The sequence below is a fragment of the Segniliparus rotundus DSM 44985 genome, from assembly GCF_000092825.1.
In the GTDB taxonomy this organism is placed as follows: Bacteria; Actinomycetota; Actinomycetes; order Mycobacteriales; family Mycobacteriaceae; genus Segniliparus; species Segniliparus rotundus.
This window is the reverse complement of record NC_014168.1, coordinates 2,163,053-2,187,572: the sequence shown is the minus strand read 5'-3', so window position 1 is coordinate 2,187,572 and position 24,520 is coordinate 2,163,053. Positions and strand designations below refer to the sequence as shown.

Here is a 24,520-nt window from a genome sequence, read left to right as displayed (position 1 = left end):
TGGGTCAGTGAGAGCCGTACGGAACTTGGCCAAGCAGCGATTGATCGGGGTTCGACGGCGTCGACACCGCTGGGCGGCTGTCCTGGGTGAAAGCGGCAGTCGCGATGAGCACGAGCGGGACTGCCGCCACGATGCCCGCCACTGCGGCGATCACCGGCGGCAGCAGCTTCGCCCGCAGCTCGTGGGGCGCTCCGGAGCCCGTCTCGACGGGCCAAGAGCTCCTCGGCGGTTGGTCAGGGGAGTACGACATGCCCGCCAGCTTACGCGTTCCGGGAGATGGTCCCCTGGAAGTGGGGTGCTCCGGTCTTGCGGTCCCGCAGGGCGATCTCGGTCTTCTCCTGCGTTTTGCCCACATAGACGGCGACGGTGCCCGGCAAGAACAGCGGCCGCCCGAACCGCGCGCTGTAGGTGTGCGACGGCGGGACGCTCCCCTCGACGTAGCGCAGCGCTGCCGCGGCCTCCCACATGCCGTGCGCGATGGCTTTGGGGAAGCCGAGGAGCTTCGCCGTCGGTCCGGAGATGTGGATGGGGTTGAAGTCCCCCGAAGCCGCCGCGTAGTCCCAGATCTGGAATTGGCCGATGGAAAGCAGGTTCGCCACCGGCGGCAGCTTCTGCTGCGGGGGCTCTGGCGCGGGCTGGTCGGACAGGCTGGTCTTCTGCTGTTTGAGCAGGGTCGACTTCTGCGTCCAGACCAACTCGTTGCCGACGGAGATCTCCGCGGTGGCGTCGAAGAGCAGGCCTTTGCGGTGCTCGCGCAGGTTGTCCACCCAGGCGCGGACATTGAACCGCTCGTCCGGCGAGACGGGGCGCTCTTGGCGGATGACGTTCTCGAAATGCACAAGGCCGTTGGGTTGGAACGGGAAACGCGGGTCCGCGAAGATCGTCATGATCAGCGGCTGGGAGAGGATGAACGCGTACGTGGAGGGCGCTTCGCCGGTGAGTTTGAGCCCGGTGACCCGGATGTAGTTGGCGAATTTGCCCGGATCGATCCTCAGGCCGCGCACGGCGACCGCTCCTGACGGCAGCGCCGCATTCGCCGAGTTCTGCACTTTGCGCTTGCGCAGCAGGTCCGTGCTGATGACCTTCAGGTACGCGGGCCCGAGCGTGGGAGCCTTGGGGAGGGTGACGGTCTTTCCCATGTCGATCACGCTCCCAACGACATCTGGCCGCAGACGCGGACCACGTTCCCGGTGACCGAGCTCGACGACGAGGCTGCGAAGTAGGCGATCGTCTCTGCGACGTCGACCGGCAGGCCGCCCTGCAGGAGGGAGTTGAGCCGACGGCCGACTTCGCGGGTGAGGAGCGGCACGGCGTCGGTCATCGGCGTGTGGATGTACCCGGGGGCGACCGCGTTGATCGTGATGTTGCGCTGGGCGTAGATCGGCGCGTACGCGTTCACGAGCCCGATCACACCGGCCTTGGTGAGGGCGTAGTTCGTCTGGCCCCGGTTGCCGGCGATGCCCGCCATCGAGGCGACGTCCACGACCGCGCCGCCGTCCTTGAGCGTCCCGTTCTCGAACAAGCCGTTGGCCAGCTGCAACGGAGCCTTGAGGTTCACGGAGATGACCGCGCCCCATTTGGCGGCGTCCATGTTCGCGAGGAGCTTGTCCCTGGTGATGCCCGCGTTGTTGACCAGCACGTCCACGCCGCCGAACTCTTTGGAGGCCTCAGCGAGGGCGCTGACCGTGTCCGGCGAGGTGACGTCCGCCGCGACCGCGACGGCGCCGAGGCGCTTGGCCGTGGCTTCCAACGCCTCGCCTGCCTGCGGCACGTCGACGACGATGACCTTCGCGCCGTCGCGCACGAAAGTCTCCGCGATGGCGGCTCCGATGCCGCGCGCGGCTCCGGTCACCACGGCGACCCGGTCGGCGAGCGGCTGCTTCCAGTCGGCGGGGGCTTTCGCGTCGGCGCCGCCGACCCGGATGACCTGGGCGTCGACGTAGGCGGATTTGCCCGAAAGCAGGAACCGGACGGTGGACTCAAGTCCGCTCAGGCCGGTGCTGGCGTTCGGGGAGAGGTACACGAGCTGGACGGTGGAGCCGCCGAGCAGCTCTTTGGCCAACGATCGCGTGAAGCCTTCCAGGCCGCGTTGCACGGCTTGGGCGACCGGGGAGCCGGCTTCCTCCGGGGTGGTGCCGATCACGACGACGCGGCCGCTGCGGCCGAGGCTGCGGATGTTCGCGTTGAAGAACTGGTACAGCGAGAAGAGGCCGTCCGGATCGGCGATCTCTGTCGCGTCGAAGACGAGCGCGCCGAGCTTGTCGGCTCCCCGCGCGCCTCGGTTCAAGGTGACCAGGTCGTAGTCCTCGCCCAGGATGTGGTGCAAAGGCTCGACGAGTTTCCCGGCTCCGTCGGGGCCGGAGCCGCCGATCAGCACAGGGCCCAGCAAGAGCGGCTTGCCGGGCTTGTAGCGGTACAGCTCCGGAGGCTGCGGGAGGCCAAGCTGCTTGGTGACGAATTTGCCTGCTCCGGAAGTCCAGAGGGCTGAGATCGGGTCTTTGCCGAGAGGGGATGCCACGTCACGCCTTTCATCGATGATTGTCAGAGCCAGGAGAAATGATAGTTCCCTTCCCGCCGGCCGCGGCGGCAGGGGGTGCGAAGCTACTCCCGAGTAGCTCGAAAGCTACTCCTGAGTAGCTATTTCTTGCCCCGGGTGTGACAGCGTGCCCGGAGACAGGGTACAAATGATGGGAGAACGCAGAGTTCTGACCCACCACTGACCCCATGGAGGACTACCGTGGCCACCACAGCATCGACCTCGCAGCGCCGGACCCGCTCGCGCTCGAACCCCGCCCCGCAGACCGGCGGAGCCAAGCTGGGCCGTCCGGTCGCCATCGTCGGCGGCAACCGGACCCCCTTCGCGCGGGCCTTCACCGCGTACAAGGACTCGAACGTCCTCGACTTGCTCACCGCCGCCCTGCAGGGCCTTGTGAACCGATTCGAACTGCACGGCGAACAACTCGGAGCCGTCGTCGGGGGCGGCGTCGCCAAGGACCCCGCCTACTTCAACCTGACCCGCGAGGCGGTGCTGTCGAGCGGCCTGTCCCCGTACACGCCCACCTGGGACGTGCAGCAGGCGTGCGGAACGTCGCTGCGCGCGACCGCGGACGTCGCGAGCGACATCGCGCTCGGCCGCTACGAGGCCGGCGTCGGCAGCGGCGTCGACTCCTACAGCATCCCTGCCGCTGGCATCCCCGAAGGGCTGATCAAGATCGGCCAGCGCCTCCAGACCGCCAAGACCCTCAAAGACCGGCTCAAGCTCGTGGGGTCGCTGCGCCCCGGTTCCTTCGCCATGCAGATGTCCGCCGGCGAGCGCCGCACCGGGCTGACCATGGGCGAGAGCGCCGCGATCACGTCGAAGAAGTTCGGCGTCACCCGTCAGGAGCAGGACGAGCTGGCGTTGGCCAGCCACAAGAACTTGGCCGCCGCCTACGAGCGGGGGTTCTTCGACGACCTCATCACCCCGTACCACGGCCTCGTGCGGGACAACAACCTGCGCGCCGACGTGACGCTGGAGAAGCTTGGCAAGCTCAAGCCGGTGTTCGGCGTGCGCGCGGGCGACGCGACGATGACGGCTGGAAACTCCACCCCGTTCACCGACGGGGCTGCGGCTGTCCTGCTTTCCACGGACGAGTGGGCCGCCGAGCGCGGCCTTCCCGTGCTCGCGCACCTTGTGGACGTCGAGGTCGCCGCTGTGGACTATGTGAGCGGCGCCGACGGCTTGCTGATGGCTCCGAGCTACGCCGTGCCGCGCCTGCTCGCCCGCAACGGGCTCACACTGCAGGACTTCGACGTCTACGAGATCCACGAGGCATTCGCCTCCGTGGTGATCGCCCACCTGAAGGCCTGGGCCTCGGACGAGTACTGCAAGGAGAAGCTCGGCCTGGACGGCGCCCTCGGCGAGATCGACCGCTCGAAGCTCAACACCGTCGGGTCCTCCCTCGCGATCGGGCACCCCTTCGGCGCCACCGGCGCCCGAGTGGTGGCCCAGGTCGCCAAGCAGCTCGCTGAGCGCGGGTCGGGCCGCGCGCTGGTCTCGATCTGCGCCGCCGGCGGCCTTGGCATCACCGCGATCCTCGAGCGCTAGAGCTCTTCGCCGCGAGCTTCGGGCAGGTCCCCCTTGCCGTGAAACCGCGCATGCGTCCCCTTGCGTCAAGGGTCGCGCATGCGCGGTTTCACGGCTGCTATGCTGCGGGCGACGGCGGAGGGTTTCTCCGCTCGAAGCGCCCTCTGGGCTACTCGGAGCCGGTTTCGGCAGAAACATGGAGGATCGGGCGATGCGCGCGACAACAACATGGCAACTTTTCAGCGCGGCTCTGTTGGCCGCTTCTGCGACCTGCGCCGCCCCGGCTCTCGCCGATGCGGCCGATGATTGCGCCGTCGTCAACGACTACTTCGGGCAGGCCGTCGGGTACCAGCGCGCGCTCGGCGCGGGCGGCGTGCCGAACCTCGACGACCCGGACTCGGTGAACAACTTCTACACCGACGCGATCGACACCGCGAACCAAGAGCTGCGCGACGCCCGCGCGGCGCTCGCCCAGCTCAAGGACCCGGCGGTGCGTCAGAAGTTCAGCGCCTATGTGAACGTGCTCAGCCAATACCCCGGCCTGTTCGCCCAGCGCAAGGCCGCGAAATCAGAAGCGCAGCTGGAGTCGGTGAACCAGCGCGGCGAGGACCTGCAGGGCAGGTTGAGCGACGCCGAAGGCGACGTCCACGGCTCCTGCTAGCGCCACTCTCTGCTCGCGAGGCGGTGTCGCGCCGACGCGATCGGGTTCGCGTCGGCGATCCTGTCGTCGAAGCGGTAGTTGAAGATCTTCGCGGCCTCCATGAGCGCGAACACGCGCTCTGCGACTGGGGAGTTGGCCATTCTCGACCACCCATGTGCCACGACGCGCTCGTAGTGCTCCACGTCGCGCGCGCAGACGATGAGGGGAAACCCGAATCGCTCGTGGTAGGCGGCGGTGAGCGCCCCTATGTCGGCATAGACGTCGTTGTCCACGGCCGCGATGCCCCTGGCCTCGTGATCGGGAGCGTGGATGTGCCCGGTCTCGTCCGCGCTGGTGAGCTCCGGGAAGGACCGCAGCAGGGAGCATTGCTCCTCTTCTGAGGAAGACAGCAACGCGTCTTGGAAAGAGCCCCGAAGCTCCAGCACGTCCTTGAACGGGCGGCGCGCGCGGCTGCGCTCCAGAATCCACGTTTGGCCCTGGAAAATGTCGCTGAAAGCGCGGTCGAACTCCTTCGCGCCCATCACATTGACCTGGTCGAGGGTGATGAAGTTGTCGCCGGGCCGCCCAGCCACCCCTTGCCCGCGTCCGCCCGTGTGGAAGAACAGCAGGTTCAGCACAATCGCCGTGATAGCGCCGAAGGTGATGCCGGAGCCGAAAAAGATCTGCGCCCCATGCGGAAGGACGGAGGAGATCGCGCCGAACGCGGTGATGAGCCCAGCCATCCCGAGCGTCGTGCCGACGACGATCCCATTGCGATGGTCGGTGAAGTCCACTTTCTGCAGAGTCTGCACACCTGCCACCGCCACAGCGGCGAACAACGCGAGCGCGGCGCCGCCGAGCACCGGGTTCGGGATGCTTGCCACGACCGAACCGGCTTTCGGCACGAGGCCGATGACGATCATCATCGCGCCCGCGGCTGCGACGACCCATCTGCTTTTGATCCGGGTCAATCGGACAAGGCCGACGTTCTCGGCGAACGCGGTGTAGGGGAACGAGTTCAACACGCCGCCGAGGGCGGTCGCCAGACCGTCGGCCCGGATCGCCGCCGCGATGTCGTCGGGGTAGATCCGTTTTCCAACAATCTCACCGGTCGCGTAGCTGTCGCCGGTCGTTTCGACCATGGTGATGAGCATGACGACGACCATCGACGCAATGGCGGTGGCCGAGAACACCGGCGTGCCGAAGGAGAACGGGGTGACCACGCCGAACCACGCTGTGCTCGCGGTGTTCCCGAGGCTCGCGTCGCCGAGGGCGAACGCCGCCGCCGTCCCCGCGACGAGACCGATCAGCACAGCCACGGTCTGAAGGAACCCCCGAGAGAAACGCTGGACCAGCAGCACGATGGCGAGTGTGCCGAAGGCGTAGGCGAGGTTTTGCAGGAGCAGGCCCGCGTTGCGCACCGTGTAGTCGAGCGGGGCGGTCTGCGCGACCTTCTGATGGGTGGCAGGGTCGATGTAGAACCCGTTTTGCCCGACGATCGCGCCGAAGGTGACGTCGCCTGCGGCGACCGGGATCAAGGCGACGCCGATGACCAGAATGATCGAGCCGGTGACGACCGGCGGGAAGAAGCGCACGAGGCGGGCGAAGAAGGGCGCGACCAGGATGGTGAAGAGCCCGGCGACGATGACCGATCCGTAGATCGTGAGGAGCCCGTCGACCGGCTTCGCGCCTCCGGCGACCACTGCGGAGCCGATAGCGATCATCGGGCTCACGGCGGTGAAGGTGACCCCCTGCAAGAGAGGCAGCCTGATCCCGAACCGGAACCATCCTCGGCCGAAGCCGACCGACTGGATCAGGGACGCGATGCCGCAGGTGAACAAATCCGCGTTGATCAAGTGGACCAGCTGCTCCTGCGTCAGCCCCAGCGCGTTCGCGACAAGGATCGGCACCAGAACCGCCCCGGCGTAAAAGGCGAGCACATGTTGCAGGCCGTACGCGACCAATTTGTGCGGCGCCAGCACCTCGTCGACCGGGTGGACGGGGCGTCCCGGAGAGGACGCCTTCGGGAACGGGGCCCCAGAGGCGTTCTGAACCGAAACCATAGCCACAGTATTGATGAGGACAACCGCGCTCGTCGGGAGAATTCGTGTGAAGTCGAGAATTTCACACAGTATTGACACAAAGCGGGCGCACGCCGCGCCCTCGAGTTCGGCGCTCTGTCGTCAACACGAGGCCAGGGTGGTCAGCTCGTTTTCCTCGCCGAACCCGGCACACGCCGAAGGAGCGCGGTGTTCGCCGCTGCGCTCCTTGGAGTTCCTGCGCTACTTCGAACTGAAGAGGACCGCGCGCTTGACCTCTTGGATGGCCTTGGTGACCTGGATGCCGCGCGGGCAGGCGTCCGTGCAGTTGAAGGTCGTGCGGCAACGCCACACCCCGTACTCGTCGTTGAGGATCTCCATCCGCTCGGCCCCCGCCTCGTCGCGGCTGTCGAAGATGAAGCGGTGCGCGTTCACGATCGCAGCAGGGCCGTGGTACTTGCCTTCGGTCCAGAACACCGGGCACGACGTGGTGCAGCAGGCGCAGAGGATGCACTTGGTCGTGTCGTCGAAGCGGTGACGCTCTTCGGCGCTCTGCAAACGCTCTTTCTCGGGGACGGGGGAGGTGTTGATCAAGAACGGCTTGATGCTGCGGTACGCGTCGAAGAACGGCTCCATGTCCACGACGAGGTCCTTCTCCACCGGAAGGCCTCGGATCGGCTCCACGGTGAGCACAACGGGCTTGCCGTCCTTGCGAATGAGGTCTTTCATCAGGACTTTGCAGGCGAGGCGGTTCACGCCGTTGAGCCGGATCGCGTCGGACCCGCAGACGCCGTGCGCGCACGAGCGGCGGAACGTGAGCGTCCCGTCCAGATAGCCCTTGATGTAGAGGAGCAAGTTGAGCACTCGGTCGGTGGGGAGGGCGGGGACGAGGAAGTCTTGCCAGCCGTTCGCCGAAGGGTTTTCGGGGTTGTGGCGCATGATGCGCACAGTGACCATGACCGACCCCTCGGGCACCGGCGGCTCGACGCTGCCCTCGGGGGGCGGGGTGTATTCGGTGAGCTGGGCTTCTGTCTGTGCGGCTGTCATCAGTACTTGCGCTCCATCGGCTCGTAACGGGTCTCTACGACAGGCTTGTAGTCCAGGCGGATTTCCGAGGCCAGCCCCTGGCCCGCTTTGTAGGCCATGGTGTGCCGTTTGAAGTTCACGTCGTCGCGGGCGGGGTAGTCCTCTCGGGCGTGTCCGCCTCGGGACTCCTTGCGGGCGAGCGCCCCGACCACGGTCACCTCGGCGAGTTCGAGCAGGAAGCCGAGCTCCACGGCTTCGAGCAGGTCGCTGTTGTAACGCTTGCCCTTGTCGGTGACGGTGATGTGCTCGTAGCGCGCTTTGAGCTCGTGGATGTCGGTGAGGGCCTGCTTGAGGGTCTCCTCGGTGCGGAACACCGAGGCGTTCTCGTCCATCGACTTCTGGAGCTTGGTCCGGATGTCGGCGACGCTTTCACGGCCGTGGTCGGAGAGAATCCCGGCCATCCAGTCCCGCACCATCGTGTGCGGCTCTTGGGGCAGGGGGGTGAAGCCGACCGAGTTGGCGTACTCGGCCGCTGCGATCCCGGCCCGGCGGCCGAAGACGTTGATGTCCAGCAGCGAGTTCGTGCCCAACCGGTTCGCGCCGTGCACCGACACGCACGCGCACTCGCCCGCGGCGTACAGGCCGGGGACGATGTCCGTGTTGTTGCGCAGCACTTGGCCTTCGACGTTCGTCGGGATGCCGCCCATGACGTAATGGCAGGTCGGGAACACCGGCACGGGTTCTTTGACCGGGTCAACGCCGAGGTAGGTCCGGGAGAACTCCATGATGTCCGGCAGCTTCTCGTCGAGGACTTCCTCCGGAATGTGCGTCACGTCGATCAGCACGTAGTCCTTGTTCGGCCCGGCTCCTCGGCCCTCGAGCACTTCGAGCACCATCGAACGGGCCACGATGTCGCGTGGGGCGAGGTCCTTGATCGTCGGCGCGTAGCGCTCCATGAACCGTTCGCCCGACGCGTTGCGCAGGATGCCGCCCTCGCCTCGCACCGCCTCGGAGATGAGGATGCCGAGGCCCGCCAGGCCGGTGGGATGGAACTGGTGGAACTCCATGTCCTCCAACGGCAGGCCCCGGCGGAACACGACGCCCATGCCGTCCCCGGTGAGGGTGTGCGCGTTGGAGGTGGTCTTGAACATGCGCCCAGACCCGCCGGTGGCGAACACAATGGCCTTGGCGTGGAAGACGTGCAGTTCTCCGGTGGCCAGCTCGTAGGCGACGACGCCGGTGGCGACCGGGCCTTCGGCGGTTTCCGTCAGCAGCAGGTCGAGCACGTAGAACTCGTTGTAGAACTCGATGTTGTGTTTGACGCAGTTTTGGTAGAGCGTCTGCAGGATCATGTGCCCCGTGCGGTCCGCCGCGTAGCAGGCCCGCCGGACCGGCGCTTTGCCGTGGTCTCGGGTGTGCCCGCCGAATTTGCGCTGGTCGATCTTGCCCTCAGGGGTGCGGTTGAACGGCAGTCCCATCTTTTCGAGGTCGATGACCGCGTCGATGGCCTCCTTGCACATGATCTCCACCGCGTCCTGGTCCGCCAGGTAGTCGCCGCCTTTGACGGTGTCGAAGGTGTGCCATTCCCAGTTGTCGTCTTCGACGTTGGCCAGGGCCGCGCACATGCCGCCCTGCGCCGCGCCGGTGTGGCTGCGCGTGGGGTAGAGCTTGGTGAGGACGGCGGTGCGGGCGCGGGGGCCGGCTTCGATCGCTGCGCGCATGCCTGCGCCGCCGGCTCCGACGATCACCACGTCGTACTGGTGCTCATGGGTGGTCATGAGATTCCTTTCTCCCAGAGCCTGTCACGAGAACGCGATCAGGGCGTAGGTGCCTGCGGCCAGAGTGATGAAGGCGGACACCGCGAGCAGGGTCCGCAGGATGAGGCGTGTCGCGGGCCTGCGCGCGTAGTCGTCGATGACGACCCGGACGCCGTTCGCGCCGTGCAGTTGGGCGAGCCAGAGCATGATGAGGTCCCAGCCCCGCCAGAACGGCTGGTGCCAGCGCGCCGCGACGAACGAGGCGTCCACCCGGTGCACGCCCGGATTGGGCCCGGAGGGGTCGAATGTGAGCATGATGAGCATGTGGCCGAGGGCGAGCAGCAGCAGCGCGACGCCGGAGATCCGCATGAAGAACCAGGCATGGCGCTCGAAGTGCCGCCAGAAGTTGCTTTTCTTCGCCGGGCCCGGCGTCGGCGCGGCAGAGCGGGTGAGCGTCGCCGTCATTTGATGCTCCTCACGAGGATGTAGAACATGACCCCGCCCGCCGCCGCGAACACCCCGACCCAGACCGCGCCGACCGCCCAGAGCATGGTCCGCTGGTAGCGGGGGCCTTTGGACCAGAAGTCGACGAGCACGACGCGAAGGCCGTTGAGCGCGTGGAAGAGCACCGCGCCGAAGAGGCCGATCTCCAAGACCCCGAACACGGGGCTCTTGTACGTCTCGATGACTTGGTTGTACAGGTTGGGGCTGATCTGGATGATGGCGGTGTCGAGGACGTGGACGAACAGGAAGAAGAAAATGGCCACACCCGTGAAACGGTGCAACACCCACGACCACATGCCAGGATCGCCTCGGTAGAGGGACCGCGTGCTCACCGCCATGGCGTCTCCCTATTTCGCATTCTGCCTCCATCTCTGACTCGCCGGCCCCGCTGTCGGGCCGATGCAACGGAGCTAATAGCTAATACTTGTGACTCTAGACCTCGTACAAGCACGGAAAGTCACGAGTCCCTGTGAGATTGGAGACTGGCCAAAAGAATAAGGTTTGCCTATCCAATGCTGGTGGGACGGGCAATCAAGGTTTTTCGATGTTTGCTAATGGCGGAAAAGGACACAACGAGTATGCAAGAGATCAATTGGGAAATACTTCGTGAAAAGGCGAAAGACGCGATGCGCCACGCCTATGCGCCGTATTCCCTTTTTCCAGTCGGCGCGGCGGGGTTGGTCGACGACGGCCGAGTCGTCGCCGGATGCAATGTGGAGAACGTCTCATTGGGACTCACCCTTTGCGCCGAGTGCGGGCTCGTCGGCGCGCTGTCGCTCAGCGGCGGCGGCAGGCTTCTCGCGATGGCGTGTTGCGACGCGCAGGGCCAGCCGCTCATGCCGTGCGGGCGCTGCCGCCAGTTGCTGTACGAGCACGGCGGCCCCCAGATGCTCGTGGACCACGCGCAGGGGCCGGTCCCCCTCGGGGAGCTGCTGCCGCGCGCTTTCGAGAGCGATTTGCCGATGGGAGCCAGCGCGGAGTCGTGAAACCGCCGCCGCGCGCCAGCGCTGAAAAGAACAAGCGCGCCAGATCCTCGGCGGCGCCCTGGTCCTTGTCGGCGCAGAGGGCATGGCGCCGATCAGGCGGCCACGCCCAGCATGCGATGGTGGAGGCATGACACCGAGCAGAGCGGCCACGCCGCGCATCGCTGGAACAGCGCGTTCTCGCATCTGTGGGGCGATACGGGGCGTGAGAAGATGAGCGAGCATTTCGACGCGGTCTCCATCATCGCGGACAAGCGCGACGGCAGGGCGCTCTCAGACGGCCAAATCGACTGGGTGATCTCGAATTTCGCGCGGGGCGAGGTCGCGGACGAGCAGATGGCCGCCCTGGCGATGGCGGTGTTGCTGAACGGGCTGAACGCGGCCGAGCTCAGCCGCTGGACCCAGGCGATGGTCGGCTCCGGCGAACGGCTCGACCTCGCCAGCGTCAGCAGGCCGACCGTGGACAAGCACTCCACCGGCGGGGTCGGGGACAAAATCACCCTCCCGCTCACACCTCTCGTCGCGGCGTGCGGCGCGGCGGTGCCGCAGCTGTCCGGCAGGGGGCTCGGCCACACCGGCGGCACCCTGGACAAGCTGGAGTCCATCCCCGGCTGGTCGCCGCACCTCTCGCCCGAAGCCTTCCTCGCCCAGTTGGAACAGATCGGCGCGGTGGTCGCCGCAGCGTCGGGCGATCTGGCTCCTGCGGACCGCAAGCTCTACGCGTTGCGGGACGTGACCGGCACCGTGGAGTCCATCCCGTTGATCGCGAGCTCGATCATGAGCAAGAAGATCGCCGAAGGAACGGGGGCGTTGGTCCTCGACGTGAAAGTGGGCTCGGGGGCGTTCATGCGCGATCTGGCCCAGGCCCGCGAGCTGGCACAGGCCATGGTGCGCATCGGCAAGGACGCGGGGGTGGCCACCGTGGCGCTGCTCACCGGCATGGACGTCCCCCTCGGGCGCGCGGTCGGCAACGCCGTCGAAGTCGCCGAGGCGGTCCAAGTGCTGCGCGGCGGCGGCCCGGCGGACGTGCGAGAGCTCGTGATCGCCCTCGCCGAAGAGATGCTGCGCCTCGTCGGGAGAGACCCGGAATCCCCGGAGAGCTCCCCGCGCGAGGCGCTCGACTCCGGCCGGGCGCACGCCGCGTGGCGCGGCATGGTCCAGGCCCAGGGCGGCGACCCGGACGCCCCCCTCCCCGAGGCGGCCCACCGAGAAGTCCTCGTCGCCCCGCGCTCTGGCAGAGTGGTCGCCGCCGACGCGCGCGGTGTCGGCGTCGCCGCATGGCGCCTCGGCGCGGGCCGGGAGCGCCAAGGCGACCCGGTGTCCTTCGGCGCCGGGGTCTTGCTCGCGAAACGTCCGGGCGATCTGGTCGAAGCGGGGGAGCCGCTGGCGACGATGCTCGCCGACGACCGGGAGCGTTTCGGCTGGGCCCGAGACGTGCTCGCCAACAGTTTCGCCATCGCCGACCACGAGGCGGCGTTCACGGCTCCCGCCCTCATCCTGGACCGCGTCGGCTGATTCTGGCGGCCCGGCTGGCGATCTGCGCGTTGCTCGCTCCTCGCGCGCCCCGGCCCGTGCCACGACGCCACGTCCGGGCCGAAAGCTTGTGCGGCCCTTTGCGCCCCAACCCCTGCGTCTCATCCGCCTGGGCCGCCGCGCAACGCGTTCACGAGGTAACGTCGGGCTATGACGGTTTCCACGAACACCCTCACCAGGAGCGACAAACCGGATTTGGCCACGATCAAGCGTGCGCCGAAGGTGCTGCTGCACGACCACCTCGACGGCGGTCTGCGCACCCAGACGCTCATCGAACTCGCTGACGCGGCGGGTTATCGGGGCTTGCCGCAGGGCGACGCGGGCGCGTTGTCCCGTTATTTCCACGAGGCCGCGTTCAGCGGATCGCTGGTCCGCTACCTGGAGGTGTACGACCACACCGTCGCTGTGCTGCAGACCGCCGAAGCCCTCAGGCGCGTCGCGCGCGAGGCCGTGGTCGACCTCGCGGACGACGGCGTCGTGTACGCAGAACTGCGTTACGCGCCCGAGCTGTCACTGCGCGGCGGGCTCAGCCTGGACGAGGCGCAAGAGGCGATTCTCGTCGGCCTCGCCGAAGGGGAGCGGGAAGCGGCGGCGGCCGGCAAGACCATCATCGCCCGCTCGCTCGTCTGCGCGATGCGCCAAGCGAACCTTTCGCTCGAAGTCGCCCAACTCGCGGTGCGGTTCCGTGAGCGCGGGGTGGTCGGCTTCGACATCGCGGGCCCGGAGGACGGGTTCCCCCCCGCCAGGCATCTCGCCGCATTCGAGCATCTGCGCAAGGCGAACGTCCCCTTCACCATCCACGCGGGGGAGGCGTACGGCCCGCCGTCCATCAAGGAAGCCGTCGCGGTGTGCGGGACGAACCGGATCGGCCACGGCGTGCGCATCATTGAGGACATCAAGATTGCCGACCTCGACGATCTCTCCACCGCAGAACTGGGCCTGACGGCCCACACGCTCCGCGACCGGCGGATCGGCCTTGAGCTGTGCCCGACTTCGAATGTGCAGACCGGGGCGGTGGGGAGCCTCGCCGAGCATCCGGTCAAGACACTGTTGCGGCTCGGCTTCCGCGCGACGCTGAACACCGATTCGAGGTTGCTCGGCGACGCGGGCCCGAGCGAGGAGATCCACCGCTGCGTGCAGGCGCTGGGCCTCACCTTGGAGGACGTCCGCAAACTCACTGTGAACGCCGCCCGCTGCGCGTTTGTCCACTACCCGGAGCGCAAAAAGCTCATCGAAGAGGTCATCGTCCCTGGCTACGACGCGCTTGCGCGCTGGGGCGAGGGGCCGACGCGGGTGATGTGAAGAGAGTTCTCGATTCGGCGCCGTATCGCTCGGCGGCGGCGATAGACCGGCCATTAGGCTGTAATATGGACAACTGTGGGCGACATGGTTGGACGAACGGGGGTCTTGACGATCGCGACTCGCGGCGCGGACGGCCCCGGCGAGGCGTTGCTCGACGTCCGAGGCGGGCGAGAAGCGTATCTGGCCTGGTCGGACGATGCCCTTCCGGTCGGGACTTCCGTGCTCGTCATCGACGAGAGAGGTCCGCTCACCGTGCACGTCGAACCGTGGACCCTGATCTAGGGAACGCACGACCAGGAGGAAGACTATGTTTGGCTACAAAGTGCCCAACCCGAACGAAGCCATGCTCATCTCGGGCGGCAGGCGCGGCAATGCCGAATCCCCGTTCCGGGTCGTGACCGGCCATGGCGCGTTCGTCATCCCGGTCCTGCGCAAAGCTCGCTTCCTCACCTTGGCGATGAGCGAGGCCGAGATAGCGGACAAGTGCGTCACCCAGCAGGGCCTCACCTTGAATGTCCGCGCGGTGGTCGCGTTCAAAGTCGGCAACGACGAGGCGAGCATCGTCAACGCCGCTCAGCGCTTCCTGGACGAACAAGACCAGATGGGCGTGCTCACCGGCCGCATCTTCGCCGGGCATCTGCGCTCCATCATCGGTTCGATGACCGTCGAGCAGATCATCAAAGACCGGCAGAAGCTCGCAATGGAGGTGTTGGAGAGCTCGAAGGCGGAAATGGCCAAGATCGGCCTCGCGGTGGACGCCTTCCAGATCCAGTCCATCGACGACGGCGATCTCGGGTACATCCAGGCGATGTCGGCTCCGCACAACGCCGCCATCCAGCGCGAGGCGCAGATCGCCCAGGCCCGCGCCGCTCAGGCGGCCGCCGAGGCGGAGCAGGAGTCGCAGCGCAAACAGGCGGAATACGCTCGGGACACGGCCATCGTGCAGGCGCAGTACAAGGCGGAGACCGACGCCGAGCAGGCCAAGGCCGCCCAGTCCGGGCCGCTCGCCCAGGCGCTCGCCGAACGAGAGGTGTTGGAGATGAGGACGCAGCTCGCGCAGCGCGCGGCGGCCTTGCGCCAACAGCAGCTCGTCGCCGAAGTCGTCAAACCCGCCGAGGCGGAGGCCGAGCGCATCCGCATCCTCGCCCAGGCGGAGGCGGAGAAGATCAAGACCCAGGCCGCCGCGTTCTCCTCGCACAACCGGGTGGCGCTCGACCAGGCGTTGGTCAACCAACTCCCCGCCATCGCCGAACAGGTCGCCAAAGGGCTCTCCGGGGCCAACCTCACGGTCCTCAACGGCAGCAGCGGGCTCAACGAGCTCGCCAGCGGGCTCGTCAGCCAGGGCCTCGCCATCTATGAGGCAGTTCGGGAGAATTTCGCCATGCAGCAGGAGCCCGGCGAAGCCTCCCAGCACAGCCAGGCACGCGCGGAGCTCGAAAACCCGGCGTCGCGCGAAGACCTCTGACCGGGTCCGGGGCTAACGCCGCGAAAGGCGCGCTTCGAATTCGAGTTCCAGGGCTTTCCACGCGGCCGCCTCCGCGTCGTACGGCGCGCTCGGGGCGATCCTGCCTTTCTTCGGGTCGAGAATGTGCGTCACGAGCCTGCCGAGCGTTGTGGACGGGGAGAGCTCCCTCTCGACGTTCGAGTCGCCCGCGAAGTCGGCCGCGTCGGTGAAAAGCTCGACTGCGAGGTCCAGCTGGTCGCGGTCGACCGCCTCCGGGCCTTCTTCAAGGTCCTCCGCGAGGCCGGTCAGGATGTAGATGTTCTCCTCGGCGACGTCCACATCGGCGAAGCCGTCGAGCACGGCGAGGCGCAGCCGGTCGTACGTGGCGACCTCTGCGAGCTCGTGCTCGTGGTCGTCGGCGAGGTAGCGCAGCATGGCCCGGCCCGAGCCGAAGACGTAGATCGATCCGTCGCGGCCGAGGAAGACGGGGTCCCCGTCCAAATAGCAGCGCAAGGTGTAGAAGTCGCCCGTTTTGGTGACGATCTTGACCGGGTCGATGCCGATCTCCGTCCAGAGGTCCAGTTCGGGGTCCTCGTCGTCGAGGTCGTCCTCGTCGTCCAAATCCTCGTCGTCAAGGTCGGCGTCGTCGAGTTCGTCCAGCTCTTCGGCCTCGTCGTCCTCGTGCGCGAGGGCTGCGGCCTCGAGCTCTTCCTCCGCTTCGCGGACCGCGCCCTTGTCCACTTCGGGGGAGCTGACCAACTCGTCGATCGCGTCCAGGACGTTGTCCCAGTCCTGCTCGACCGCCCTGCCGATGACCGACCACAGGCGCGCGCCGTCTCGGCCTTGGTAGTCTCGCGCGTTTGTGTACTGCAGCGACAGCACGGGGTGTTTGGTGAAGAATTTGTCCACCTCGGCGACTTCGCAAACCTCGCCGATGCTGTTGCTGAGCTCGAAGATGTCGCCCACTTCGGCCAACGACTCGTCGGTCGGGTCCTCCGCGACGAGCTCGGGCAGGCTCACCAGGTCGAAGACGCGGTCCTCTGCCGGGACGAAGTCCTCTGCGGCAAGGCCCGCGAGCGCGCCCCAGCTGGGATGGTCCACGAGGTCGTGGTCGGTTTCGGACCGCACAAAAGCGACGAGCGCCGCGATTGTCGGGAAAGCGTAGAGGTCCTCGTCCTTGCCGAGGAACGCCTCCCACTCGTCGTCGCCCTCCTGCCAGCGCGGAGCCCAAAGAGTGAAGACGTCGCCTTCGGTGAGGCCGAGCGAAATGGGGACGATATCTGCCATGTGCGACAGCCTAGCAAGCCTTTCGCTAGACGTTGTCCGCTTCCGCCAGCTTCTCCTTGATCTTGGACAACGGCGGATTGGTGAAGGCGGTCCCGTCGGGGAAGCGCAGCGTCGGCACCGTCTGATTGCCGCCGTTCACCGAGCGGACGAATTCGGCGGCTTGCGGGTCTTCTTCGATGTCCACTTCGGCGAAGGGGATCTGTGCCTGCTCCAGCTGGATCTTCAGCCTGCGGCAGTAGCCGCACCAGGTCGTGCTGTACAAGGTGAATCGAGGTTCGGTCGCAGTGCTCACGCTCCTAATAACAGCAGAAGCCCCGATCTATTCCCCGCAAGCCGGGGTGTGTCAGGGTTTTCTGCCATGATGGCCCTATGTCCTCTGCCCGTGCCCAATTCATGCGGGCGCTGCTGCGCGGCCTTGACGAGCGCCAGCGCTGCGCAGTGGCCGCGCCGCGCGGGCCGGTGCGGGTGCTCGCCGGAGCCGGATCAGGAAAGACTCGGGTTCTGACCAGGCGAATCGCGCATTTGGTCGCCTCGGAGCAAGTCCGCCCCGGCGAGGTGCTCGCGGTGAGTTTCACTGTTCGGGCGGCGGGCGAGCTGCGCGCGCGCCTCGACGCGCTCGACGAGCTCGCGGGGGGCGAGCTCGGGCTTGCGGCGGTCCGCGCGTCCACGTTCCACGCCGCCGCCGCCCGCCAGCTCGGCCACTTCTGGCCTGCCGAGTCGCGCCCATGGCAGATCCTGGACCGGAAAGCGCCGTTGATCTCGCGAGCTGCCGCCGCGGCCGGACTGTCGGACCGAGGGTTCGACTGCAAGGAGGCCCAAGGCGAGATCGAATGGGCGAAAGCCTCGTTGATCGGGCCCGAGCAATACCCTCAGGCGGCCCGCGCGCGACGCAGGGCCGTCACATCGAGCCTGGAGGCGATCGCCGACGTCTACGGCCGATACGAGGCGCTCAAGGCGGCCGCCGCGCCGCGGCAGCTGGATTTCGACGACGTGCTGCTCGCGATGATCGGGGTGGCGAAGTCGTCAGCGGCCGCGGCCAACCAGCTGCGCTCATGGCTGCGATGCTTCCTCGTCGACGAGTTCCAAGACGTCACGCCGTTGCAGCACGAGCTGCTCATGACCTGGCTCGGGGCTCGGGACAATGTGACGGTGGTCGGCGACCCCAACCAGACCATTTACTCGTTCGCCGGGGCCAGGGGCGCGTTTTTCGCCGAGTTCGCCAGACGGTTCCCGCACGCGGCCTTGTTCCGGCTGGATCGCGACTACCGCTCCACAGCGCAGGTGACGGATTTGGCGAACCGGCTGCTCGGCGCTGCTGGCGACTTGCGAGGCCAAGTGCCCGACGGTCCGGCTCCGCGGTTCGTCGGGCACGCGGACGAGGCAAGAGAGGCGACGGCGACCGCGGACGAGATCGTCGGCCTGATCCGCGACGGCGTGCCCGCCCGCGAGATCGCCGTCCTTTTCCGGGCCAACACCCACGCCGCGCGGTTCGAGCGGGCGCTGCGGGCGCGGGGGGTCCCCACCGGAGAGGGCGGCGTTTCTTTGTGCTCTCTGCACGCGGCCAAAGGTTTGGAATGGGAAGCGGTCTTCCTCGTCGGCCTCGTCGAAGGGGTTCTGCCGCTCGGGTGGGCGAGCGCCGCCGGGGCTGACGCGGTGGCCGAGGAACGCAGGCTGCTGTACGTCGGCATCACGCGGGCACGGACACGTCTTGTGCTCTCGTGGTACTGCGAGCGCGACGGCCGGGCCGCCCGGCCGTCGCGCTTCCTCGCGCCGCTCCGCTCGAACGGAGCGGAAAAAAGCCTGATCAAAAATTGATTGCGCACTTTTGCGGCGCTCGTTACAATAATCGCAAAGAAGTCGTGGAGGACTCGTTATCCTGAGGTTCCGCGGAGATCTGTAGGAGGTACGACCGATATGAGCAACACCGCTGTGAGCACGCTCGCGATGCAGGCTGCCGTGATCGGGACCGAGAACCTCCAAGGCCTGCGCGATTCCCAGGCGAAACCGCAGCCCCATGGGTCTTGGCTCTCCCCGCGGGCGGTGTCTGCGCGCGACGGCCTGGCGCAGGCGTTTGGGCGTGTGATTCCCGGTGAGCGTTCGGCTCTTCCGGAACGCGGGCGCCGTCTGCCGCGTTCGTAATTTCGCGAACAGTCGTCAGCCGTTCTGCCGCTGACCTGAAGTTTTTGTCGTAGCCGCACCGATTCGAGCACCTGCCTGGGGTTCTGGGCAGCGCCGCCTGTTTTTGATCTGGCCGTTGTTTCGCCTCTCGTGCCCACTTGTTGTTTCCGTCCGCAGCAGGCTCTCGCCCCCACCTGACAGGTGTTGCGACAGCGCTGCTCACGACGACACCGTCGATTTCCCGATTTTTTGTCCAAGGAGTTCATCATGTTCCCAGTCGCGCAGCTGGAAGGTTTTGCCTCACGTACCGTCGGCCCTGGTTTGCCCTGCCAGGAGGCATTAGACCCAGACCTGTGGTTCGCCGAAGAGCCCGCCGCTCTCGAATTCGCCAAGCAGTCCTGCGGGGTTTGCCCTGTCCGCGAAGCCTGCCTCGCGGAGGCGTTGCGCCGGGGCGAACCCTGGGGCGTGTGGGGCGGGGAGATCTTCCACCAGGGGGAGGTCATCGCCCGCAAAAGGCCTCGGGGCAGGCCGAAGAAGCTTGTCGCCGAAGCTGTCGGGGCGTGAGCGCTCACCGGGGCGCTCGCGCGTTGCTTGCGCGTGAGCGCCCCAGCGGCGCCTGTTCACGGGCGCAACCGGCACACGCCGCGTTCCAGCTTGTGTGACGATTTCGTTCTGCCGCTGCGCTTGCGGGAGGTGGGGGAGGATCAAACCGGAGCGGATGAAGTGCCAAAAAGCGTCCCCGACCAGGTGGACGCTCAGCGCGAACCGTTCGGCGAGCAGGTTGGCGACAGTGCTTTTTCCAGCTCCTGGCGGCCCGGTCAGCGCGATGACCTGGTCCTTTCCCGTCATCTCCAGGAAGGATTCCACTGTTTCACGATGCTGCGCAGCGGCACTCGGGCGTCGAGTTGTGCGCTGATCGCAGCGCAACTGCTGATGACCCGGAACAGGAGCAAATGGCTCGCGGGGGCGTTCATCTGCCTCCCGGTCTGCCAGTTCTCCCCCCGGACGTCGGTGTAGGGGTTCGCCGTCTCCTGCGCCCAAGACCTGTTGAAATGGAAGTCTTCCGTGTGCAGCGGATCGCACAGCGGCCGCAGGTACCCTCGGACCTGTTCGGGAGTCGCCGAATACCCGGCCCGGAAGAAATCATGCCTGCGCATCACTTCGACGACGCCGTCGTAGTCGTCGTCGAGGGCGAGGGTGACGACTTCGCCGATCCAGCTGGGAACGCCCTCTGGGTACGGGGCGCACGTCCCGAAATCGAGGGCGGCCATTCGCCCGTCCGGCAAGAACATGAAATTTCCTGGGTGAGGATCGCCGTGCAACAGTTTCGCGCGCTCCATAGCGGCGAACTGGAAATCCCAGAGCCGCGCCGCGGCGTGGTCACGCTCGGTTTGAGAGCCGCTCGCGATGATCTTTCGCATCGAGGTCCCTTCGACCCACTCGGAAACAATCACCTTGGGCGAGCTCGCCACCACCTTGGGGACGAGGTAGTCAGAGTCCCCCGCGAAGATCTTCGCGAAGTGGCGCTGGTTGCTCGCCTCGCTCCGGTAGTCCAGCTCTTCTTCGACCCGTTCGTCGATTTCGTCCATGATCGCGTCGAAGTCGGTGCCTGGGGAGACGGCTTTGAAGACTCCAGTGAGCCTGCGCATCGTTTTGAAGTCGCTGCGCAGGGCGTGGTCTGCGCCAGGGTATTGCACTTTGACCGCGACCGGCCGCCCGTCCGACCAGACCCCCCGGTGCACTTGCCCGATGCTCGCGGACGCGGAAGGGGCGTCGTCGAAAGACTGGAACCGCTCTCGCCATTTCGTCCCAAGCTGCTGGTCGAGCACTTGGTGGATTTTCTTCGCCGGCATGGGCGGCGCTTCGTCTTGCAGTTTCGCGAGGGCTTCGCGGAACGGCTCGGCCAATTCTTTGGGCACGGCCACTTCGAAGACCGACAGCACTTGGCCCATCTTCATCGCCCCGCCCTTGAGTTCTCCGAGCACAGAGAACAGCTGCTCTGCGGACTTTTGCAACAGCTCCGCGTTGACAGTCTCCTTGTCCTGGCCCGCGAGTTTTTTCCCGAAGCCAAGCATGCCGCGTCCTGCGACCTCCAGACCGAATGAAGCAATCTTTGTGGTCCGCCGGAAACTGCCGCGGGAGATGTCATTCATAGACATTTGATACTACAGTCCCAACAGGGGAGCATCTGTGAGATACATCCCGACGAGGAGCGGTTTGCCGGTCCTGGCGAAGGGGCAAACCCAGGTGCGGGAGGACAGTGTGGAACACGCACCGGGGATGTGCCGGCGCTTTCCTCGGCGGTGAGAGGAGCCCGTCGTGGCGGAGCTCGACGACCCCGCCGAGCGCTCGCGGTGGGGGCACAGGCCGTCGGCTGCGCAAAAACCTCATGGTGTGATCGATTTCGACTGTTGCCTGGGCGAGCGCCGCGCGGACCACTTTGATCTCCGCGCGGCCCGCTGCGGCGCCGAGTTGGCGCAGCAGCTCCGGCCAGAGAGGGTCCGCGTCCGAGGCGTGGTGCTGTTCGCACCAGAGGCAACTCGTCCGGCCCGGCAGCACCAGCGGGCCGATCTGGCCGCAGCCGTCCACCAGGCGGACTCGAAGATGCGGCGCGCTGGCCACGAGCAGCTGGTGCACGACAGCCGGGTCGGGCGCGACACGGTCGGTGAGAACGACGAGTTCTGGATTGTGCTCGGGGATGCCGCCGCGCAGGGGAGCCTCGCATGTGGCAGTCACCAGCGCTCCGCCCTCTTCGAGCGCGCTGCGCAAGCCAGTCGCAAGCGGCCCCGAGCCGTGCACATGGACACGGGCCGGTTTCTCCTCGTCCGCCGCGGCGAGCAGACCTGCGATGCGGACGTGCGCGACAAGCTCCTCTGCCGCTTTGGGCTCCGCGCCCTCTTGCTTCGCCGCGCCGCGCAGTTGCGCCGCGGTGCGGCCCGCTTCCAGGAGCGAGAGCAATTTCAGGCAGCTCCGCTGGTCGAGCGAGGAGGGAGGCCGCAGGCGCAAGCCTGATCGTTCCGAGCAGCCCACCTGGATGCTCCCGTCCGCGCGAGGGAAGGCGGTCACGCCGGTGCGCAGCCGCAGCAAGCCCGCGCACCTCTGCGACGAGGTGGGCCGGAAAGCCGATTCTGCGCGGTGATGGACAGGAAATTTGCCGCACGTTGTCGCCATGCTGCGCACTTTGTCAGCGATAGCGCCCGAAGTCGAATTCTTTGTCCACAGGCTGTCCACAACCTGCGCCGCTCACGGGCCGGGCGGCGAGGACGCCGTGTTCAGGATGCGGCAGTCCCCGGCCCCTCGTCCTCGGCGAGGAGGCGGTCCACCACTCGTGCGGGGTGGTCCAGCTCCTCTTGGGTGGGCATGAGGTCGGGGTGCTCCCAAAGCCGGTCTCGCGCGTCGGCGCCGACGCTGTCGCCGACCTGGAGCCAGAGCCGCGTCGCCTCATTGCATTTCTTGGGGCGCAGCTCGAGCCCGAGCAAGGTGGCGAACGCCTTTTCGGCGCTGCCCGCTCCGCCGGCCCGGCGACGGATCATCTCGTCGAGGGCCGCCGTGCTCGGCAGGCGGTCGGTGAGCGCTGTCGTGACGACCGCGCGGACCCAGCCTTCGACTGTGGCGAGCAAATGCTCGAGACGGCTGAGCGCCTGCAATTGCTCTTCGGTCGGTTTCAGCTCGAATTTGGCCGGGTCGAACAGCTCGCGCATCTGCTCCGGGTCCTGCAACGCCGCAAAGTCGAGCCCCGCGGCGGCGGACTGGAAGTCCGGCAGTTCGACGTGGACGCCCCGCGCGTAGCTCTGGAACGCCGACAGCATGGTCGGCTTCAACCACGGCACATGGCTGAACAGACGATGATGCGCCGCCTCCCTGGCCGCCAAGTACACCAGGATTTCTTGGGCGGGTTGTTCCAGGCCGTCGCCGAATTCGGCGACATTCTCGGTCACCAGCGCGGCGACGCCGGCCGGGCCGAGCGGCATCCCCATCTCCGTGGCGGCGAGCACCTCGCCCGCGATGCCGCCGAGCCCCTGGGACAACTGCTCGCCGAACGCGAATCCGCCCAGTCGGGAGACCATGGCGAGCATGGGGCCGAAAATTTCAGCAGCCTCGTGCGGCACGTTGTCCTGCCAGACCCCCGCCATCCGCTCGATGACGGGGTCGCACAGCTCTTGGAAGGAGCCGATCACGTTGTCCAGCCAGTCGGCGGGGGACCACGCGGCCGTCGAACTCACTCCGGTCGGAAGAGCTGTGGCCTCGTCGAGCCAAAGTTCTGCGAGCCGAACCGCGTCGGCGACGGCCTTCTGATGCTCCTCTTTCGGAGCTTGGCTCTTGCCCGCCGCTTTCTTCGCGCCGTCCAAGACCGCTTGGTAATCGACGACCGGGGCTTCGGCTCCGCCGCTCGCCGCTTGGCCGAGTTTGCTGAACGTCTCACCGAGCTGGGACAGCATCTTGCCGATGTCGCTCGGGTCGAAACCGGAGGAACGGCCGAAAGGCCCGCCCTCGCCGAGTCCGTCGCCGCCTTCCCAAGCGGAGAATCCGAATGGTGGCTTGCTCACAGGGTCACCTCGTCCTTCCTGGCAAAGAGCGGCGTTGTCATTCGTTCAAGGGTACGCCTTTCGTTTTGCTTGTGGTTCTGCCCAGAGCGAACCTGATACGGTTGCCCGATGACCACTGGGCCGCATGACCAGCCCGCTCGTTTCCTGGGCAGTCCTGTTCTCCAACGAATCACGGCCGTTCTCGCGGCGGGGCTCGCCTTCGCGGCGCTCCTCGTGATCGCGGGCTCGATCGAAGTGCCCTATGTCGCGCTCGGACCTGGTCCGACCCTGGACTTGCTCGGCGACGGGATCGACGACAACGGCAAGGACACCGGAGCCCCGGTGGTCACCGTGACGGGCAAGCAGGCCAGCCCCACGAGCGGCAAACTGCGGTTGGTGACGGTGTCCGCGGCCGACCAGCTCAACATGTTCCAAGCAATGAGCCTGTGGTTCTCTGGCGACGAGGAGCTCGTCCCGCGCGAAGAGGTGTATCCCTCCGACAAGCCGAGAGAGCAAGTCGAGCAAGAGAACGCGGCCGATTTCTCCAACTCCGAGGAAGCCGCCGAGGCGGCCGCCCTTGGCGAGCTGGGGTATCCGTTGCGGGTCCGAGTGGCCAAAATCCTGCCCGGCTCGCCCGCCGACGGCAGCTTGCGGCCCGGCGATTGGCTCGTCTCTGTCGACGGCGCGGCGGCCAAAACGCTCGAAGACGTGTCCAAGGCGGTCGCCGCCCGCAAAGCGGGCGAAGCCGTCGTCGTGCAATACCAGCGGGGCGACACGCTCGGCAGCGCGCGTCTCGTTCTCGCGCCGCGGGAGAACGACCCGTCGAAAGGCCGGATCGGCGTCCAGATGCGGCTCGCCGCCGACGTGCCTTTCCATGTGCGGATCGCCGTCCCGGCGAAGATCGGCGGCCCCTCCGGCGGGCTGATGTTCGCCCTCGCCGTGATCGACAAGCTGACCACTGGCGAGCTCACCGGCGGCAAGGACATCGCGGGCACTGGCACGATCGAGCCCGACGGCAAGGTCGGCCCCATCGGCGGCGTCACCCACAAGATGCTCGGGGCCCGCCGAGACGGCGCGACAGTTTTCCTCGTCCCCTCCGACAACTGCTCCGAGGCGAGCACAGACATCCCCGCAGGCATGCGCGTGGTGAAAGTCGCCACCCTCCACGACGCCGTGCGCGAGCTGGACGATCTGCGGGCCGGCCGGCCCGTTCCCTCGTGTTGAGGCTGGCTGCCCGCAGTCCTGACAGATGGTTTCCGTAGAGTGGTTGTCGTGGTGGACACGAACACGGCTGC

At 67.0% G+C, this 24,520-nt stretch carries 24 protein-coding genes; 11 read left to right on the top strand and 13 right to left on the bottom strand.

Going from position 1 to position 24,520, the window contains the following annotated elements; all coding sequences use genetic code 11:
* Positions 1-4: 4 nt before the first annotated feature.
* From SROT_RS10835 to SROT_RS10825, 3 genes are read right to left on the bottom strand one after another with little or no spacing between them, the layout of a single operon-like run.
* The gene (locus tag SROT_RS10835; RefSeq protein ID WP_013139065.1) at positions 5-250 is read right to left on the bottom strand and encodes a DUF2613 domain-containing protein; all 246 of its coding nucleotides are present in this window, start codon (positions 248-250) and stop codon (positions 5-7) included.
* A 10-nt stretch (positions 251-260) separates the two neighbouring features.
* A complete protein-coding gene (locus tag SROT_RS10830) occupies positions 261-1,139 on the bottom strand; it encodes a MaoC/PaaZ C-terminal domain-containing protein (RefSeq protein WP_013139064.1) in 879 nt (292 codons plus the stop codon).
* Positions 1,140-1,144: 5 nt separating this feature from the next.
* Entirely contained in the window at positions 1,145-2,518 is a 1,374-nt protein-coding gene (locus SROT_RS10825) for a 3-oxoacyl-ACP reductase (RefSeq protein WP_013139063.1), read from the bottom strand.
* A gap of 219 nt (positions 2,519-2,737) precedes the next feature.
* Between SROT_RS10825 and SROT_RS10820 the strand changes: the two genes are divergently transcribed.
* Together SROT_RS10820 and SROT_RS10815 are read left to right on the top strand one after the other, a co-directional pair.
* Positions 2,738-4,087: an acetyl-CoA C-acetyltransferase gene (locus SROT_RS10820; RefSeq protein ID WP_013139062.1), complete on the top strand. Its 1,350-nt coding sequence runs from the start codon at positions 2,738-2,740 to the stop codon at positions 4,085-4,087.
* Positions 4,088-4,277: 190 nt separating this feature from the next.
* Positions 4,278-4,727, top strand: a complete 450-nt coding sequence (locus tag SROT_RS10815; protein ID WP_013139061.1) for a hypothetical protein — start codon at positions 4,278-4,280, stop codon at positions 4,725-4,727.
* Here the strand turns inward: SROT_RS10815 and SROT_RS10810 are convergent.
* The 5 genes from SROT_RS10810 to sdhC form a co-directional block, all read right to left on the bottom strand.
* On the bottom strand, positions 4,724-6,769 hold the full coding sequence (locus tag SROT_RS10810; RefSeq protein WP_013139060.1) for a solute carrier family 23 protein: 2,046 nt from the start codon (positions 6,767-6,769) through the stop codon (positions 4,724-4,726). The genes SROT_RS10815 and SROT_RS10810 overlap by 4 nt on opposite strands.
* Positions 6,770-6,988: 219 nt before the next feature.
* Positions 6,989-7,702, bottom strand: coding sequence for a succinate dehydrogenase iron-sulfur subunit (locus tag SROT_RS10805; RefSeq protein WP_245535405.1), 714 nt, complete (start codon positions 7,700-7,702; stop codon positions 6,989-6,991).
* Positions 7,703-7,791: 89 nt separating this feature from the next.
* Positions 7,792-9,549 carry a succinate dehydrogenase flavoprotein subunit gene (gene sdhA / locus SROT_RS10800; protein WP_013139058.1) on the bottom strand — a complete coding sequence of 586 codons (1,758 nt, stop codon included), beginning with the start codon at positions 9,547-9,549 and terminating at the stop codon, positions 7,792-7,794.
* Positions 9,550-9,573: 24 nt separating this feature from the next.
* On the bottom strand, positions 9,574-9,993 hold the full coding sequence (locus SROT_RS10795; protein WP_013139057.1) for a succinate dehydrogenase hydrophobic membrane anchor subunit: 420 nt from the start codon (positions 9,991-9,993) through the stop codon (positions 9,574-9,576).
* Entirely contained in the window at positions 9,990-10,370 is a 381-nt protein-coding gene (sdhC, locus tag SROT_RS10790) for a succinate dehydrogenase, cytochrome b556 subunit (RefSeq protein WP_013139056.1), read from the bottom strand. The genes SROT_RS10795 and sdhC overlap by 4 nt, the downstream gene beginning before the upstream one ends.
* Positions 10,371-10,586: 216 nt before the next feature.
* On the opposite strand from sdhC, the gene SROT_RS10785 reads away from it, so the two are divergent.
* From SROT_RS10785 to SROT_RS10765, 5 genes are all read left to right on the top strand, one after another.
* Positions 10,587-11,018 carry a cytidine deaminase gene (locus tag SROT_RS10785; protein ID WP_281042071.1) on the top strand — a complete coding sequence of 144 codons (432 nt, stop codon included), beginning with the start codon at positions 10,587-10,589 and terminating at the stop codon, positions 11,016-11,018.
* 210 nt (positions 11,019-11,228) lie between these two features.
* Positions 11,229-12,530: a thymidine phosphorylase gene (locus tag SROT_RS10780; protein ID WP_041407930.1), complete on the top strand. Its 1,302-nt coding sequence runs from the start codon at positions 11,229-11,231 to the stop codon at positions 12,528-12,530.
* A gap of 168 nt (positions 12,531-12,698) precedes the next feature.
* Complete coding sequence (locus SROT_RS10775; RefSeq protein WP_013139053.1) at positions 12,699-13,850, top strand: adenosine deaminase; 1,152 nt, start codon at positions 12,699-12,701, stop codon at positions 13,848-13,850.
* 84 nt (positions 13,851-13,934) lie between these two features.
* On the top strand, positions 13,935-14,132 hold the full coding sequence (locus tag SROT_RS10770) for a hypothetical protein (protein ID WP_013139052.1): 198 nt from the start codon (positions 13,935-13,937) through the stop codon (positions 14,130-14,132).
* 25 nt (positions 14,133-14,157) lie between these two features.
* Positions 14,158-15,315 (top strand): SPFH domain-containing protein, encoded by a 1,158-nt coding sequence (locus tag SROT_RS10765; protein ID WP_013139051.1) that lies wholly within the window; start codon positions 14,158-14,160, stop codon positions 15,313-15,315.
* A gap of 12 nt (positions 15,316-15,327) precedes the next feature.
* Here SROT_RS10765 and SROT_RS10760 read toward each other — a convergent pair whose 3' ends face one another.
* Together SROT_RS10760 and SROT_RS10755 are read right to left on the bottom strand one after the other, a co-directional pair.
* A complete protein-coding gene (locus SROT_RS10760) occupies positions 15,328-16,581 on the bottom strand; it encodes a hypothetical protein (RefSeq protein WP_013139050.1) in 1,254 nt (417 codons plus the stop codon).
* Positions 16,582-16,606: 25 nt separating this feature from the next.
* Entirely contained in the window at positions 16,607-16,882 is a 276-nt protein-coding gene (locus tag SROT_RS10755; RefSeq protein ID WP_187288087.1) for a mycoredoxin, read from the bottom strand.
* A 68-nt stretch (positions 16,883-16,950) separates the two neighbouring features.
* Between SROT_RS10755 and SROT_RS10750 the strand changes: the two genes are divergently transcribed.
* The 3 genes from SROT_RS10750 (at position 16,951) to SROT_RS16135 (ending at position 19,263) form a co-directional block, all read left to right on the top strand.
* Entirely contained in the window at positions 16,951-18,396 is a 1,446-nt protein-coding gene (locus SROT_RS10750; protein ID WP_148223424.1) for an ATP-dependent helicase, read from the top strand.
* Positions 18,397-18,495: 99 nt separating this feature from the next.
* Positions 18,496-18,720, top strand: a complete 225-nt coding sequence (locus tag SROT_RS10745) for a hypothetical protein (protein ID WP_013139047.1) — start codon at positions 18,496-18,498, stop codon at positions 18,718-18,720.
* Between the two features lie 246 nt (positions 18,721-18,966).
* Positions 18,967-19,263: a WhiB family transcriptional regulator gene (locus tag SROT_RS16135; protein WP_013139046.1), complete on the top strand. Its 297-nt coding sequence runs from the start codon at positions 18,967-18,969 to the stop codon at positions 19,261-19,263.
* A 281-nt stretch (positions 19,264-19,544) separates the two neighbouring features.
* Here SROT_RS16135 and SROT_RS10730 read toward each other — a convergent pair whose 3' ends face one another.
* The 3 genes from SROT_RS10730 to SROT_RS10720 form a co-directional block, all read right to left on the bottom strand.
* Entirely contained in the window at positions 19,545-20,852 is a 1,308-nt protein-coding gene (locus SROT_RS10730; protein WP_013139045.1) for an ABC1 kinase family protein, read from the bottom strand.
* Positions 20,845-21,870, bottom strand: a complete 1,026-nt coding sequence (locus tag SROT_RS15710; protein WP_013139044.1) for a hypothetical protein — start codon at positions 21,868-21,870, stop codon at positions 20,845-20,847. The genes SROT_RS10730 and SROT_RS15710 overlap by 8 nt, the downstream gene beginning before the upstream one ends.
* Positions 21,871-21,971: 101 nt before the next feature.
* Positions 21,972-23,246: a zinc-dependent metalloprotease gene (locus SROT_RS10720; protein ID WP_013139043.1), complete on the bottom strand. Its 1,275-nt coding sequence runs from the start codon at positions 23,244-23,246 to the stop codon at positions 21,972-21,974.
* 108 nt (positions 23,247-23,354) lie between these two features.
* Here SROT_RS10720 and SROT_RS10715 point away from each other — a divergent pair, with 108 nt between their 5' ends.
* Positions 23,355-24,449: a YlbL family protein gene (locus SROT_RS10715; protein ID WP_013139042.1), complete on the top strand. Its 1,095-nt coding sequence runs from the start codon at positions 23,355-23,357 to the stop codon at positions 24,447-24,449.
* Positions 24,450-24,520: the final 71 nt, after the last annotated feature.